Source organism: Pseudomonas sp. WS 5010, from assembly GCF_012985565.1.
Lineage (GTDB): Bacteria > Pseudomonadota > Gammaproteobacteria > Pseudomonadales > Pseudomonadaceae > Aquipseudomonas.
Genome location: NZ_JAAQWQ010000010.1, coordinates 31,683 through 45,990, shown reverse-complemented (window position 1 = coordinate 45,990; position 14,308 = coordinate 31,683). Strand labels below are relative to the sequence as shown.

The window sequence follows — 14,308 nt, the reverse complement described above, 5'->3', positions numbered from 1 at the left end:
TCAATCCTGCCAAGGTTACTCGTATGCAAGGGCAACGCCGATCAAAAATGTGGGATCAGGAGAGGAACCCACCGTCCACATTCAGCGAAACGCCGGTGGTGTAGGTTGACGCATCGCTGGCCAGGTACAGCACCGCGCCGGCCATTTCGCTGGGGTCGGCTACGCGCTTTAGGGGGATCTGGGCCAGGGCCATGTTCAGGATCGATTCGTTTTTCACCAGCGCCGAGGCGAACTTGGTATCGGTCAGGCCTGGCAGCAGGGCGTTGCAGCGGATGCCGAACGGCGCGCATTCCTTGGCAAACACCTTGGTCATATTGATCACGGCGGCCTTGGTCACCGAGTAGATGCCCTGGAAGTGCCCTGGGGAGATGCCGTTGATCGAGGCCACGTTGATGATGCTGCCGCCGCCGTTCTCACGCATCAGCTTGCCGGCTTCCACCGACATGAAGAAGTAGCCACGGATGTTCACGTCGACGGTTTTCTGGAACGCGCCGAGGTCCGTGTCCAGCACGTTGCAGAACTGCGGGTTGGTCGCGGCGTTGTTGACAAGGATGTCCAGGCGCCCGAACTGCTGGCGAATGCCGGCAAACACCTCGCTGATCTGCTCCATCTCGCCGATATGGCAGGCGATGGCCGTGGCCTTGCCGCCGGCGGCGATGATCGCATCGGCCACATGCTGGCAGCCGTCGATCTTGCGGCTCGAGACAATCACGTGGGCGCCTTGCTGGGCCAGCAGCTTGGCAATGGCTTCACCGATGCCACGGCTGGCGCCGGAGACAAAAGCGATCTTGCCGTCGAGGTCGAACAGGTTGGTCTTGGACATGGTGGTTCCTTGTCGGGTCAGAGCGTGGATTTGTGGATGACGTTCAGGCTCATCTGCTCCAGCAGCTTGTTCATGTGAATGAACTGCGCGAAGCGTTTGTCCTGGGTCTGGCCATGGAAGAAGCGGTAGTAGATCTGCTGCACGATGCCGGCCAGGCGGAACAGGCCGTAGGTGTAGTAGAAGTCGAAATTGTCGATCTGGATGCCTGAGCGCTCGGCGTAGTAGTCGACAAACTGGCGGCGGGTGAGCATACCGGGAGCGTTGCTCGGTTGGCGGCGCATCAGTTGCACGGGCGCGGGGTCAGCGGCTTCGATCCAGTAGGCGAGGCTGTTGCCCAGGTCCATCAGCGGGTCGCCCAGGGTGGTCAGTTCCCAATCCAGCACGCCGATGATTTGCATCGGGTTGTCGGGGTCGAGGATCACATTGTCGAAGCGATAGTCGTTGTGCACGATGCTTGAGGTGGGGTGGTCGGCGGGCATCTTGTCGTTGAGCCAGGCGCGCACGGCTTCCCATTTCGGGGCGTCGGGGGTCAGGGCTTTCTCGTAGCGATCGCTCCAGCCGCTGATCTGGCGTGCCACGTAACCTTCGGGCTTGCCCAGGTCGGCCAGGCCGCAGGCGTGGTAGTCCACCTGGTGCAGTTCGACGAACTTGTCGATAAAGCTCTTGCACAGGGCTTCGGTGCGTTCTGCGTCCAGGCCCAGCTCCGGCGGCAGGTCCGAGCGCAGGATGATGCCCTTGACCCGCTCCATTACATAGAATTCGGCGCCGATCACCGATTCGTCGGTGCAGTGCACGTAGGCCTTGGGGCAGTAGGGGAAGCCATCCTTGAGCTGGTTGAGAATGCGGAACTCTCGGCCCATGTCGTGGGCTGACTTGGCCTTGTGCCCGAAGGGCGGGCGCCGCAGCACGAATTCCTGTTCGGGGTATTCCAGCAGATAGGTCAGGTTGGAGGCGCCGCCCGGAAACTGGCTGATTCTGGCGCTGCCACTCAGGCCCGGGATATGGGCCTTGAGGTAGGGGTCGATGAGGCTGGCATCCAGTTCTTCGCCGGGGCGAATCTGGGTGGATTGGTCATTGAGCGCCATGCTTATCCCTTCTGCTTATTCTTGAGGCCTTGGACTATTGGCTAATCTAATGCGCACAGCCGACCCGCCACAAGGCGGCGACGGCTTAATAGGCTAGCGTGTTGGACGGCAATCAGCGTGCCTGATCGGTCACTTTTCGGGCGCAGGCAAGGCGACCGGTGTAAGGACCGGGCGCCCGGCGAAGTATTCGAGCAGGTTGTCTGCCACCCGTTGCACGGTGTCGTGGGCCGCTTCAGGCGACAGCCCGGCCACATGCGGGGTGAGTACGGTGTTGCTGAGCCGCTTGAGGGCGTCGGGCACGTTGGGTTCATCATCGAACACGTCCAGCGCTGCCCCGCCGATGCGCCGTTGTTCAAGGGCGCTGATCAGGTCGGCAGTGACGATCACGCTGCCCCGCGCGATGTTCACCACAAAACCGTTGGGGCCCAGGGCATCCAGGGCCTGGCGGTCGATCAGGTGGCGGGTGCCAGGGCCGCCGGGGGTGGCGATGACCAGGAAGTCGGAGTTGCGGGCCAGTTCCACTGGCGTGGCGCAGTAGGTGTAGTCCACATCGTTGCGGGGCTGGCGGCTGTGGTAGCTGACCTGCATGTCAAACCCCAGGGCCGCGCGCCGGGCAATCGCCAGGCCCACCGCGCCCAGGCCGAGGATGCCCAATTGCTTGCCGGCGAGGGACGGGCGCATGACCTTGGGCCATTCGCTGCGGCGAACCGCAGCATCGGCCCGGGGAATATCGCGCACCATCGACAGCAGCAGCGCCATGGCGTGGTCCGCCACCGACGGTGCATTCACGCCGGCACCGTTGGTCACCACGATCCCGCGATTGCTGGCGGCCTGCAGGTCCACCTGCTCATAGCCCGCGCCGATCACGCAGATGATTTGCAGCAAGGGCAGGGCGGCGATCTCATCGGCATGCAAGCCCAGCGGGCCACGGGTCAGCACGGCCTGGATCTGTGCGCCATGGCTCTTGATGGCCTGGCTGCGTTCGGCCGGTGTCGGGGCCAGGATCACATGAAAGCCATTGCTCTCGATGATGGGCAGGTAGTCATTGATGGTTTCAACCAGGACCAGAACAGTGGCGGGCATGGGGCGGCTCTTGTTGTGGGGTTTGAGTCCTGGATTATGCGGCATTTTTTGCAGTGCGAAATGCTTGCGGGTGAAAGATCTTCCCTGGATGCAAGGCTTTGGCGCGCGGGGATGCCAGCGTCTGCATAGGCTGAAGACGCTGGCATCGAGTGGGGCGTTACTGGGCCTGGCGTACCTTGTTTTGTTCGGCCTGGGCGATTTCCTTGAAATCATAGGTCGGGAAGAACTCGGTCCTGTAGGTCCCCCATGCGGTGTTTTCCAATGCCAGGTTGACCGCCGACAGGCGAGAGGCGGGCAGGCGTAGGACGATGACCTGTCCGATACCCATGGTGATGTTCCAGCTGACGACTTCTACACCCGCCGGTGGAAACACCTTATAGAACTCCTGTTTGGCCAGTTGTGCCCTTAGTTCGCTTAGTGGGCGTGATTGGTCATGTTTTAGAAATACCGTCAGCATGACTGCGTTGTCGGGAGTGGCAACAGGTTCTTTGGCTATCGGTTGTGCATTGGCACCGCTCGAAATAAGGGCGGATAACCAAACGGTAGATATCAGTAAGGACTTGAGTTGGGTTTTCATAGGTAGTGTCTTTTTGTTGGTTTTATGGATATTGCGTGGGGTATTAATATGAAGTTAGTGGGAGGTGGACGTTTTGATCGGCCCTTTGTAAGGTGCGTGAACAACATAGATGCGCACGGTTTCATTAGTTTCGAGCATGTCGCGCGGGACTTCCCGAGAGTAGGTGAACTCCTGGTTGTTCAAGACTTCCAGCCGGCGCACCACGCTTCTGATCGGGCCTTTGTCGGGCACCAGGATGTGGTTTTTCTTGTCGCCCGTGACCAGGAAGTAACCGCCGCCGCCATGCTCATACTTTGACAGCCCCGTGTCGGCGTAGAAGAACTCATAACGATTGCGCTCCGGGTCCCACATGGAGATGCCAACCACCCCCGGGTACTTGTCCTTGACGTCTACGTGCGGTGCGCCCTCGATGTAGACCTTGGTGGTCAGCCACTGAGGCGAGGCGGCCAGTGCGCGAATATCGGACGTTGCCCATTGTGCCTGGCTGGTGAGCGGGGTAAGCAGCCCAGCGAGAAACAGGCCTGCAAAAATAGCATTGTATTTACGCATTAAATAACTCCGGGAGGGGATTTGATAAGTTGTTTTTTTGTTGTTGTCTATATTGGGGCGGGGGAAATATAGGGCTGATAGGGAGCGCTATCAATGCCTGGGTATATGTTTGTAACAATTCCATTGGTAATTAAGTTAAAAGATAATTTGAATGTTAAATATGAAGTGGGATAGGTAAGTAGGTCTATTCCTACAAATAAGTCGGCGTAACTTGCAGGTTTTAAGTATGTATAAACTTTGTGTTTGGGTGGCGCTTATAGGGTTCTTGGCTGATTGAGCGCAGTTGCACTGCTCACCCATTCCTCATCGACACCTGTGCATGTTCAAGCGTGTCCCGGGCCGTTGCATCCCAGCCACGGGGCGACGGCGGGGCGGATAGAGGGCGACGAATCTATTGCGCAATAGATCCGTGCCTTGGGCAGGTCGCGAACGTTTAGCCGATTCGAGGTGTGGGGATCAGGGTGTTGCGAGGCTTGGGCGCGGCGGTGTATTCAACGCCACCAAACGAGAAGGTTTGATTCTGGGGTTGCTTGAGCTTTTCCCGTGCCTCGATGTGATCGGCAACGCAAGACGTTACGCTATCGACCAATTGGCCGGCATTGAACAAATTCAGTCCTAATGTAGTCATGCTTGAGTCTCCAGGGTTTGGTAAAGAGCGCTTTTTGAGTGGCCCGCACCGGCGTAACGTTCCGGGTTCAAACAAATTGTCGTCAATCTGATTTATCTGCTACGCACAACCATTCCTCAGCTAAGTCTTTGCTTATTCAAGCGAATCCCGGACAATCGCGCCCCTGTTGCGGTTGTGGCGCTGCCTGTCAGGTTTTTCTGACTCGTCGCGATCGTATGAAAGCGGAGAACCGAGCGGATGAATGATCAGGCCAATAGCGTCGATGAACGCTACGCAACGACACCTGTAACCCTCACGGGCTGGAGCCGCCAGGACACGACCTGGATGCTTGGCCTGTTCGGCACGGCGATTGGTGCCGGTACTTTGTTTTTGCCCATCAACGCAGGTTTGGGCGGCTTCTGGCCGTTGCTGATCCTCGCGTTGCTGGCGTTCCCCATGACCTACTACGCACACCGTGGCTTGACCCGGTTTGTGCTGTCGGGGCGTGCGGGCTCGGACATCACCGAGGTGGTTGAAGAGCATTTCGGCATCAAGGCCGGTGCGCTGATCACCCTGCTGTACTTCTTTGCCATCTTCCCGATCCTGCTGATCTACAGCGTGGCGCTGACCAACACGGTCGGCAGTTTCATGTCGCACCAGTTGCACATCGAGCCACCGCCACGGGCGCTGCTGTCGTTCGTGCTGATCCTGGGCCTGCTGGCCGTGGTGCGTTGCGGCGAGCAGGTGATCGTCAAGGCCATGAGCCTGATGGTCTATCCGTTTATCGTCGCCTTGCTGTTTCTGGCGGTGTACCTGGTGCCGCACTGGAACGGCGGCATTCTCAGCACTGCCAGCACTGTGCCGGCACCGTCGGCGTTGCTGCACACGCTGTGGTTGGCGATTCCGGTGATGGTGTTCTCGTTCAACCACTCGCCGATCATCTCGGCCTTTGCCGTTGACCAAAAGCGCCAGTACGGCGCCCACGCCGAAGAGCGCAGCTCGCAGATCCTGTCCCGCGCGCACCTGTTGATGGTGGCGATGGTGATGTTCTTCGTGTTCAGCTGCGTGCTGACCCTGTCGCCAGGCCAACTGGCCGAGGCCAAGGCGCAGAACCTGTCGATCCTGTCTTACCTGGCCAACCACTTCGATAACCCGACCATCGCCTTTGCTGCGCCGTTGATTGCGTTCGTGGCGATTGCCAAGTCGTTCCTGGGCCACTACATCGGTGCCAGCGAAGGCCTCAAGGGCCTGATCGTGAAGAGCGGCCGTCGGCCGGGCGCCAAGGCCCTGGACCGCATGACCGCAGGCTTCATGCTGGTGGTGTGCTGGATCGTGGCCACGCTCAACCCGAGCATCCTGGGGATGATCGAGACATTGGGTGGGCCGATCATCGCCTCGATCCTGTTCCTGATGCCGATGTACGCGATCCGCAAGGTGCCGGCCATGGCCAAGTACCGCGGGCAGATGTCCAATGTGTTCGTGACCCTGGTCGGCCTGGTGGCCATCTCCTCGCTGATTTACTCGCTGATCCCTTGACGTGACCAGAGCCGGCTACCTCGGCTTTATTCGTACATTCAGCTAGGCAACGGCCGACTGCGCCTGTAACGCGAGTCGGCCGTTTTTCTGCCAGGCAGGAAAACTCAGCGCTACCACATGGTCTTTGTTCACCCGTTGCGGGGAGCCGAGGCGACTCAGCTGCACGCCATTTTTCAGGAAGTAACGCTCCAGCGCCGGCGTGGTCACCGCCACCACCCGGTTGGCGCCTTGGCTCCAGGCATGGTGCAGGCTGTTCCACCAGACGCGCATCGGCAGGCGGCCTTTTTCCAGGGCGCGGGCGGCAAAGCGCGACACTTCCCAGGTGTCACTGCTGCGTGGGCTCGGCTGGTCGCACAGAAAGCCGAAGACTTCCGACAGCAGATAAGGTTGTGTGGTTGGCAGCAGCCGCGCGCAACCGCAGACCTGGCCTTTTGGGTCCAGGGCGAGGATGTGGCGCGTGTCGGCCTGGTCGAACTGGTCGAATTCGCGTTGGGGCAGGGCGTAGGTGGAGTCCAGTTGCCAGCCCAGTTGCTGGATGAACACTTCGTGCCGGTAGCGACCCAGATCGTCCTCAAGGGCTGCAGACAGTTCATGGTGATGGCGGGTGATGATGCTGATCATTGGATGTCCTTATCGTGATCGGCGGGCCCTAGATCAGGCCCAGTGCGGCGGCATAGGCTGCCGCCAGTGTCTTGTTGGCCGCCCCGAATTTCTTCTGGATGGCCTTGAGGTGAAAATTCACCGTGTTGATGGAGATGGTCAGGATCAGCGCGATCTCGCCTGAACTCTTGCCATCGGCGGTCCACTGCAAAATCTCCCGCTCCCGCTGGCTGAGGCATACCGACTGATGGCAGCGTTCGCTATGGCCAAGGTCTGTCAGGCGCTGTGTCACCTGTTCGAGGATGCAGCGCAGGCGCAATTGAATCTCGTTGCTTTCGGCCTGGGAAATCTGGTCCTGGCGCCGGGCCACCGACAGTACCCGCAGCGAATGATCGTGGCTGCGAATCGGCAGTGTGGCGCCGATGCACAAGCCCCAATCCCGGGCTTCCAGCCATAGCTTGCGGCTGTTATCAAACAGTGCGTCGTTCCACAGCACCATCTCGGTGGAACGCAAGCCACTGAGAATCGACGGATCGACCGCCGCGTAGTTTTGCTCCTTGTAATGCTCCAGCCATGTTTCGGGGTAGGAGCCGTAAATCTTGGTTTTAGGGCGGGTAAACGGGGTCAGGTGGCGTACGCCATAGGCGTAGTACTCGAACCCCAGTTGCAACACTTCCCGCTCCAGCAGTGCGAACACTTGTGCCCCTTCCTGTTGCGTGAGCATCTCTATCCGCAAGCGATTCCACCAGCGGATGAGGTCGTTCTCCTTCTCCATGGACAGTCGCCTCGATTCCTGGAACCTTTGGCAATCTAGCCCACGAGATATTTCTGTCAAACTTTTCCGGCGCTGTGCCGACGGCTCTGGCACGGTACTTTTGCCGTGGAGGCCGTGTTTATGACGCTCGGCACAGGCGAGGCAGGGAATGGCGCGCGTGGCACTGCTCAATGGCCATGACCGCTGTTTCACAGGACGCAGCATCCGTGGGCATCAGGTTGCTCGCACGAAGGCAGGCCCCTTGCAACCGGGTGTCATGCAAGAGCGCTGAGATCGCACCTTGCAGGTCATGCCTGTCCAATGGCAGGGCAAGACGTATCCCACACCCCATGCGCACCAGTCGTTCGGCGTTATCGAACTGGTCATGGGCAATCGGCAGGACAATCTGTGGAATGCCGGCCGCCAGGGCCAGGCTCATGGCGCCAATGCCGCCGGGGTGGACCAGGCCGGCGGCGCGGGGCAACAGCGAACTCATCGGCAGAAACGGACACTGCAGCACAGTGGGTGGCAGGTCGTTGAGGAGTGGCCGATCACCGGTCAGAAAAATGCCACGTGCGCCGACCCTGTGCAGCGCTTCCAGGGCGAAGCGGTAAAACTGCTGGTCGAAGTGCTCAGTGGAACCTTGGGTGAAGACAATGGGGGCCGATCCTGCATCCAGGAAGGCCCGGGTCTGTTCATCGAGCCCCAGGGTGCCACCGTCGAACAGCGGGAAACCGGCCATGTGCAAGGGTTGTGGCCAGTCTTGCTGTACGGGGGCGAACCATTCGGGGAACAGGCAAATCACCCCGTGGGGCGCATGCATCCATTGGCTGAAGATGTTCTTCGCCACGCCTGGCAAACCACGCTTGCGACGTAACGCATTGATTTGTGGGGCACAGGTTCGGTCCAGGCTCAGGTATTCGATCCCGCGCCAGAGCAATTTGCGCACCGTCAATGGCAAGCGGGGCGACACATTGAACGTGGGGTGTACGGGCGGCAAGTGGGCCGACAGCAGCGTTGAGGGAGACACCTGGACGGAAAGGTAAGGGAAGCCATATTTTTCATGGGCGATTCGAGCGCCCAGGGCCCACAGCGAGCCCACCACCACCGTATCGTCGGTGTTATGGGCGGTTACATAATCGTAGACCGGTTCTAAAAGGCCGGCGATGGCTTGCCACAGCACGGCGAAGGAGGTTTTCGGATCCCACAGCCGAGGATCGCCCATGGCGGCGTTGTAGGTCGCTTCATCGCACAACGGCACGAACGCCAGGCCCCGTGCCTCGATGGTGCGCTGAAACGCCGGCATGCTGCACAGCGTCACCTGGTGGCCGCGCAGGGTCAGGGCTGCGCCCAGGCCGATGAAGGGAAAAACGTCACCGGCCGATCCGATGGCAATCATGATTACTCGCATCATCTACATCCTTGCTCAAAAGTGTTCAGGCGAAGCTCAACTGCGCTTGCTGAGGGGGCGGCATGCAGAACGCCTCTGGCCGGGCGTCATGCTGCGTCAGTAGATGGCCGAGCAGCGCGCGGTGCACGCCGTTGGCCGCGGCCCTGGACTCCAGATCGAGAAAATGCCCGCTGCACTCGGCCGTGGAGAAGCTGCAGTCGCGGATGTACTGTTTGAAGCGCTGCACGTCCATGGCGCTGGTGTACTCGTCCCAGGCACCGTTCAAGAAGTGCACATGGCTATCGATGTTCGACAACTGCGGCAGGTAAGCCCCTTCATTGAGCTTGAGGGCCTGGTCGATATGGAATCGCGCTTGATGTTGTTCGGCGTTGATCAACTGCGCCATGTGCTGTTGATTGGCGGTCTTGAGCCGGGGCGGCAGGTGCTTGCCCAGCGTCTGGTTGAGCAAGTGGCCGATACCTGCATTGTCATCCCGGGCCATGAGGGCCTGGGCACCGCTGACGTAGTCGAGCATCGGGCCGTTGAGTCCGGGGGCAAATGACATCACCACCGAGCTTTCGATGTTGTCCGGCTTTTGCGCGAGGGCCAGCAGGGTCGACAGGCCGCCCCAGGAGGCGGAGACCAGATGGTGAATGTTGAAGCCTTCGATCAGCGCCAGCAGGATCTGTACTTCGTCGTCCTTGGTCACCAGGCAGCGGCTCGGGTTGTGAGCCCGGGAGTTTCCGGCGAACGGTAAGTCGAACAGCACCACGTTGAAGTGTTCGGCCAGGCATTTGCTGGTGCGGGCAAAGGCCGATGTGGTGGCCATGGCGCCATTGACCAGCAGTACGTTCTTTTTATCGGGGGCATCGCCGATTTGTTCTACCGACACCGCATAGTCCTTGAAGACGTTCTTGATCACGTATTGGTTGCGCCACATAACACACCTCCATTAATCACTTAAAAACGGGTGAGAGCGCCCCTGCCACCGGGTTCGGGCATCGAGGACAAGGTTTGGCTGTTTTTATTAGAAGTAGTACGGCATACAGCGCGAGTACATCCAAAGCAGGCAGATCCCATGACGCGGGCATCAGGGTGTAGAGAGTTTCGGTCTTCAAGGTGTGGCGGGACAACTACCTGATCTGGTAGGTCGTGGGAGAAAGGTCGTCGACAGCCAGTGCCTGGCAGGTTTTTCCGGGCATAAAAAAACGCCGCGTACCTTGCGATACGCGGCGTTCTTCACATCAACACACCCTTAGGCTTGAACCACCGGGATGTTGGCGCTTGCTGCGATTTTGCGGAACTCGGCGATCTGGTCGAAGTTCAGGTAGCGGTAGACGTCACTGGCCATGGTGTCCAGTTTCGCCGCGTAGCCCATGTACTCTTCGACGGTCGGCAAGCGACCCAGGGTGGAAGCGACTGCCGCCAACTCGGCCGAAGCCAGGTAGACGTTCGCGCCATCACCCAGACGGTTCGGGAAGTTACGGGTCGAAGTCGACACTACAGTGGAGTTCGGCTCAACACGAGCCTGGTTACCCATGCACAGCGAGCAGCCCGGCATTTCCATGCGCGCGCCAGCCTTGCCGTAGATGCCGTAGTAGCCTTCTTCGGTCAGTTGGTGAGCATCCATCTTGGTCGGCGGCGACAGCCACAGACGGGTTGGCAGCTGACCCTTGACCTGCTCCAGCAACTTACCGGCAGCGCGGAAGTGACCGATGTTGGTCATGCACGAACCGATAAACACTTCGTCGATCTTCTCGCCAGCAACGCTGGACAGCAGACGGGCGTCGTCCGGGTCGTTTGGCGCGCAGAGGATTGGCTCGTTGATTTCAGCCAGGTCGATCTCGATGACTTCGGCGTATTCGGCGTCGGCATCGGCTTCCATCAGCTCAGGGTTGGCAACCCAGGCTTCCATCGCTTGGGCACGGCGTTCCAGGGTACGTGCATCACCGTAGCCTTCACCGATCATCCAGCGCAGCAGGGTGATGTTGGAGTTCAGGTACTCGGTGACGGAGTCTTTGGACAGCTTGATGGTGCAACCGGCAGCCGAACGTTCGGCCGAGGCGTCGGACAGCTCGAAAGCCTGCTCCAGCGTCAGGTCGTTCAGGCCTTCGATTTCCAGGATGCGGCCGGAGAAGGCGTTTTTCTTGCCTTTCTTCTCAACGGTCAGCAGGCCGGACTGGATCGCGTAGTAAGGGATGGCATGCACCAGGTCACGCAGGGTGATGCCAGGTTTCATTTTGCCTTTGAAGCGCACCAGGATCGATTCCGGCATGTCCAGTGGCATTACGCCAGTGGCTGCGGCGAACGCTACCAGGCCAGAACCGGCCGGGAACGAAATGCCCATCGGGAAACGGGTGTGGGAGTCACCACCGGTACCCACGGTGTCCGGCAGCAGCATGCGGTTCAGCCAGCTGTGGATGATGCCGTCGCCCGGACGCAGCGATACACCGCCACGGGTCATGATGAAGTCAGGCAGGGTGTGGTGGGTGGTCACGTCGATCGGCTTTGGATAGGCCGCGGTGTGGCAGAAGGACTGCATCACCAGATCGGTCGAGAAGCCCAGGCATGCCAGGTCCTTGAGTTCGTCACGGGTCATGGGGCCAGTAGTGTCCTGGGAACCCACGGTGGTCATCTTCGGTTCGCAGTAGGTGCCTGGACGAACGCCTTTGCCTTCTGGCAGACCGCAAGCCTTGCCGACCATTTTCTGGGCCAGGGTGAAACCCTTGCCGGTGTCGACAGGGGCTTCAGGCAGCTTGAACAGGTCGGTAGGACCAAGACCCAGCTCGGCGCGAGCCTTCTCGGTCAGGCCACGGCCGATGATCAGCGGGATACGGCCGCCGGCACGAACTTCGTCCAACAGGACCGGAGTCTTCATTTCGAAGGTGGTCAGGACTTCATCGGTGCCGTGCTTGCAGACTTTGCCAGCATGCGGGTACAGGTCGATCACGTCGCCCATGTGCATGTTGGTGACGTCGAATTCGATTGGCAGTGCGCCAGCATCTTCCATGGTGTTGTAGAAGATGGGAGCGATCTTGCTGCCGAAGCAGAAGCCGCCAGCGCGCTTGTTAGGCACATAAGGTACGTCGTCGCCGAAGAACCACAGTACCGAGTTGGTCGCCGACTTACGGGACGAACCGGTACCGACCACGTCACCGACGTAGGCGATCGGGAAGCCCTGGCCGCGCATTTCTTCGATCTGCTTCATCGGGCCGGTCTTGCCTTGCTCGTCCGGCACGATGCCTTCACGGGCCATTTTCAGCATGGCCAGGGCGTGCAGCGGGATGTCAGGACGGGACCAGGCATCGGGAGCAGGGGACAGGTCGTCGGTGTTGGTTTCGCCGGTGACCTTGAACACGCGCAGGCTGATCTTGTCGGCCAGGGTCGGGCGGTTCTTGAACCACTCGCCGTCGGCCCAGGACTGGATCACTTCCTTGGCGTGCTGGTTGCCGTTCTTGGCTTTTTCCGCGACGTCGTGGAACGCATCGAACATCAGCAGGGTGTGCTTGAGCTGGGCAGCTGCAACGGCCGCCAGTTCGGCGTCGTCCAACAGCTCGACCAGGGTCACGATGTTGTAGCCGCCTTGCATGGTGCCGAGCAGTTCAACAGCGCGTTTTTTGTCGATCAGGGGAGAAGAAACTTCGCCCTTGGCCAGGGCAGACAGGAAACCGGCCTTGACGTAGGCAGCTTCGTCAACGCCTGGTGGAATGCGGTTGGTGATCAGGTCAACGAGGAACTCTTCTTCGCCAGCCGGGGGATTTTTCAGCAGCTCGACCAGGCCTGCGGTTTGTTCGGCGTTTAGCGGCTGGGGAACGATACCCAGGGCTGCACGCTCTTCGATATGTTTGCGGTAGGCTTCAAGCACAGTTATTACCCTCATCAGTGGTCCCACGGGACGCTCATCCAGACATGCACGGCACGCATGCGCTCGAGGGCTTTTTGGGCCGTAGAGCCAGCGCTGCCGGCATTTCTCACAGAAGCTGCTTTCAAAGTTTTACGCCTGCAGAACGGAGCTGATGAGGGTTGGTGCTGGTTATTTGGAGGGTAAATAACCAGCGCCAACACCGTTCTGAAGGAACGACTGTGCTCGTGACGCTTTGAAAACAGCTTCCAACGGATTATTTGGCGCCTTACAAGGCCGGATGATTCTACGGCAAAAAATTTCTAAAGGTAAGTTGCCGCAGCAAGTTTGCAGGGTGATGAACCTTAGACAAAGGGCTAACATGGGCCACTGTTTCGCTGATTTGTGCGCTGCCACCCATGTCCAATCACACCATCAAGACCCCCTGCATCGGCCTGTGCTCCACGGTTTACGGCGATCTCGTGTGCCGGGGCTGCAAGCGTTTCCACCACGAAGTGATTCAGTGGAACGGCTATGGCGAGGAAGAAAAGCGCGCAGTATGGCTGCGGCTTGAGCAACTGCTGGTGCAGGTGATGGCGGGCAAACTGGAGGTGTTCGACCCCAAACGGCTGCGCTGGCAGTTGGAGCAGCGCAAAATTCGCTTTGTGCCGCACCAGTCCGAATACTGCTGGGCCTACCAGTTGATCGCCCGGGGCGCCCGGGTGATCAACAACCTGGACGCCTATGGCATGGTGCTGATGCCCGAGTTTCGCGAGTGGAACCTGCCGGAACTGCGCGATGCCATTGATCGGGAGTTTTTTATCCTGTCCGAGGCACATTACCAGCGCTACATCGCGCCAGGCTTCCTCAAGGATGCACTAGGCCACTGACTGTCGCTGATCAACCTGTGGGAGCTGGCTCGCCCGCGATGGCGCCAGTTCAGTCAGGGATATATCAACTGACCTACCGCTATCGCAGGCAAGCCAGCTCCCACAATTGCTCTGCGGTGTGGCCAAAATATCCTGCACCGCCAAGATCCCCTGTAGGAGCGGGCTTGCCCGCGATGGCGCCAGTTCAGTCAGGTATATATCAACTGACCCACCGCCATCGCAGGCAAGCCAGCTCCTACAATTGTTCTGTGGTGTGGCCAAAATATCTTGCCCTGCCAAGATCCCCTGTAGGAGCGGGCTCGCCCGCGATGGCGCCAGTTCAGTCAGGGATACATCAACTGACCCACCGCCATCGCAGGCAAGCCAGCTCCCACAATTGTTCTGTGGTGTGGCCAAAACATCCTGCCCTGCCAAGATCCCCTGTAGGAGCGGGCTTGCCCGCGATGGCGTCAGTTCAGTCAGAGATGTATCAGCTGACCTACCGCTATCGCAGGCAAGCCAGCTCCTACAATTGTTCTGTGGTGTGGCCAAAATATCTTGCCTTGCCAAGATCCCCTGTAGGAGCGGGCTTGC

General features: G+C 59.5%; 13 protein-coding genes. 2 read left to right on the top strand and 11 right to left on the bottom strand.

Translation table 11 applies throughout. The features are described from left to right. Nucleotides 1–55: 55 nt before the first annotated feature. The 6 genes from HBO11_RS25975 to HBO11_RS25950 all read right to left on the bottom strand — a co-directional run bounded on the left by HBO11_RS25975 (nucleotide 56) and on the right by HBO11_RS25950 (nucleotide 4,745). Nucleotides 56–823 carry an SDR family oxidoreductase gene (locus HBO11_RS25975; RefSeq protein WP_169955751.1) on the bottom strand — a complete coding sequence of 256 codons (768 nt, stop codon included), beginning with the start codon at nucleotides 821–823 and terminating at the stop codon, nucleotides 56–58. A gap of 17 nt (nucleotides 824–840) precedes the next feature. Continuing rightward, nucleotides 841–1,908 (bottom strand): phosphotransferase family protein, encoded by a 1,068-nt coding sequence (locus HBO11_RS25970; RefSeq protein ID WP_169955750.1) that lies wholly within the window; start codon nucleotides 1,906–1,908, stop codon nucleotides 841–843. A 129-nt stretch (nucleotides 1,909–2,037) separates the two neighbouring features. Further along, nucleotides 2,038–2,991, bottom strand: coding sequence for a 2-hydroxyacid dehydrogenase (locus tag HBO11_RS25965; protein WP_169955749.1), 954 nt, complete (start codon nucleotides 2,989–2,991; stop codon nucleotides 2,038–2,040). Nucleotides 2,992–3,148: 157 nt separating this feature from the next. Beyond that, nucleotides 3,149–3,568: a hypothetical protein gene (locus HBO11_RS25960; RefSeq protein ID WP_169955748.1), complete on the bottom strand. Its 420-nt coding sequence runs from the start codon at nucleotides 3,566–3,568 to the stop codon at nucleotides 3,149–3,151. Between the two features lie 54 nt (nucleotides 3,569–3,622). Beyond that, nucleotides 3,623–4,117 carry a DUF4822 domain-containing protein gene (locus tag HBO11_RS25955; protein ID WP_169955747.1) on the bottom strand — a complete coding sequence of 165 codons (495 nt, stop codon included), beginning with the start codon at nucleotides 4,115–4,117 and terminating at the stop codon, nucleotides 3,623–3,625. Nucleotides 4,118–4,550: 433 nt separating this feature from the next. Beyond that, the gene (locus tag HBO11_RS25950) at nucleotides 4,551–4,745 is read right to left on the bottom strand and encodes a hypothetical protein (RefSeq protein ID WP_169955746.1); all 195 of its coding nucleotides are present in this window, start codon (nucleotides 4,743–4,745) and stop codon (nucleotides 4,551–4,553) included. Between the two features lie 237 nt (nucleotides 4,746–4,982). Between HBO11_RS25950 and HBO11_RS25945 the strand changes: the two genes are divergently transcribed. Further along, entirely contained in the window at nucleotides 4,983–6,260 is a 1,278-nt protein-coding gene (locus tag HBO11_RS25945; RefSeq protein ID WP_169955745.1) for an HAAAP family serine/threonine permease, read from the top strand. Between the two features lie 42 nt (nucleotides 6,261–6,302). On the opposite strand, the gene HBO11_RS25940 is transcribed toward HBO11_RS25945, so the two are convergent. The 5 genes from HBO11_RS25940 to acnB all read right to left on the bottom strand — a co-directional run bounded on the left by HBO11_RS25940 (nucleotide 6,303) and on the right by acnB (nucleotide 12,869). Beyond that, nucleotides 6,303–6,881 (bottom strand): acyl-homoserine-lactone synthase, encoded by a 579-nt coding sequence (locus HBO11_RS25940; RefSeq protein ID WP_169955744.1) that lies wholly within the window; start codon nucleotides 6,879–6,881, stop codon nucleotides 6,303–6,305. 28 nt (nucleotides 6,882–6,909) lie between these two features. After that, the gene (locus HBO11_RS25935) at nucleotides 6,910–7,635 is read right to left on the bottom strand and encodes an autoinducer binding domain-containing protein (protein WP_170059008.1); all 726 of its coding nucleotides are present in this window, start codon (nucleotides 7,633–7,635) and stop codon (nucleotides 6,910–6,912) included. A 118-nt stretch (nucleotides 7,636–7,753) separates the two neighbouring features. Then, nucleotides 7,754–9,025: a glycosyltransferase gene (locus HBO11_RS25930; RefSeq protein WP_169955742.1), complete on the bottom strand. Its 1,272-nt coding sequence runs from the start codon at nucleotides 9,023–9,025 to the stop codon at nucleotides 7,754–7,756. A 25-nt stretch (nucleotides 9,026–9,050) separates the two neighbouring features. Continuing rightward, on the bottom strand, nucleotides 9,051–9,944 hold the full coding sequence (locus HBO11_RS25925; protein ID WP_169955741.1) for an alpha/beta hydrolase: 894 nt from the start codon (nucleotides 9,942–9,944) through the stop codon (nucleotides 9,051–9,053). Nucleotides 9,945–10,259: 315 nt separating this feature from the next. Continuing rightward, nucleotides 10,260–12,869, bottom strand: coding sequence for a bifunctional aconitate hydratase 2/2-methylisocitrate dehydratase (acnB, locus tag HBO11_RS25920; protein WP_169955792.1), 2,610 nt, complete (start codon nucleotides 12,867–12,869; stop codon nucleotides 10,260–10,262). A gap of 395 nt (nucleotides 12,870–13,264) precedes the next feature. Here acnB and HBO11_RS25915 point away from each other — a divergent pair, with 395 nt between their 5' ends. Continuing rightward, the gene (locus HBO11_RS25915) at nucleotides 13,265–13,735 is read left to right on the top strand and encodes a DUF1289 domain-containing protein (RefSeq protein ID WP_170059007.1); all 471 of its coding nucleotides are present in this window, start codon (nucleotides 13,265–13,267) and stop codon (nucleotides 13,733–13,735) included. Nucleotides 13,736–14,308: the final 573 nt, after the last annotated feature.

What these genes read in the sequence shown, in the direction of transcription:
- HBO11_RS25975 (WP_169955751.1), bottom strand. Translation starts at nt 823, where the DNA reads ATGTCCAAGACCAACCTGTTCGACCTCGACGGCAAGATCGCTTTTGTC.
- HBO11_RS25970 (WP_169955750.1), bottom strand. Translation starts at nt 1,908, where the DNA reads ATGGCGCTCAATGACCAATCCACCCAGATTCGCCCCGGCGAAGAACTG.
- HBO11_RS25965 (WP_169955749.1), bottom strand. Translation starts at nt 2,991, where the DNA reads ATGCCCGCCACTGTTCTGGTCCTGGTTGAAACCATCAATGACTACCTG.
- HBO11_RS25960 (WP_169955748.1), bottom strand. Translation starts at nt 3,568, where the DNA reads ATGAAAACCCAACTCAAGTCCTTACTGATATCTACCGTTTGGTTATCC.
- HBO11_RS25955 (WP_169955747.1), bottom strand. Translation starts at nt 4,117, where the DNA reads ATGCGTAAATACAATGCTATTTTTGCAGGCCTGTTTCTCGCTGGGCTG.
- HBO11_RS25950 (WP_169955746.1), bottom strand. Translation starts at nt 4,745, where the DNA reads ATGACTACATTAGGACTGAATTTGTTCAATGCCGGCCAATTGGTCGAT.
- HBO11_RS25945 (WP_169955745.1), top strand. Translation starts at nt 4,983, where the DNA reads ATGAATGATCAGGCCAATAGCGTCGATGAACGCTACGCAACGACACCT.
- HBO11_RS25940 (WP_169955744.1), bottom strand. Translation starts at nt 6,881, where the DNA reads ATGATCAGCATCATCACCCGCCATCACCATGAACTGTCTGCAGCCCTT.
- HBO11_RS25935 (WP_170059008.1), bottom strand. Translation starts at nt 7,635, where the DNA reads ATGGAGAAGGAGAACGACCTCATCCGCTGGTGGAATCGCTTGCGGATA.
- HBO11_RS25930 (WP_169955742.1), bottom strand. Translation starts at nt 9,025, where the DNA reads ATGCGAGTAATCATGATTGCCATCGGATCGGCCGGTGACGTTTTTCCC.
- HBO11_RS25925 (WP_169955741.1), bottom strand. Translation starts at nt 9,944, where the DNA reads ATGTGGCGCAACCAATACGTGATCAAGAACGTCTTCAAGGACTATGCG.
- HBO11_RS25915 (WP_170059007.1), top strand. Translation starts at nt 13,265, where the DNA reads ATGTCCAATCACACCATCAAGACCCCCTGCATCGGCCTGTGCTCCACG.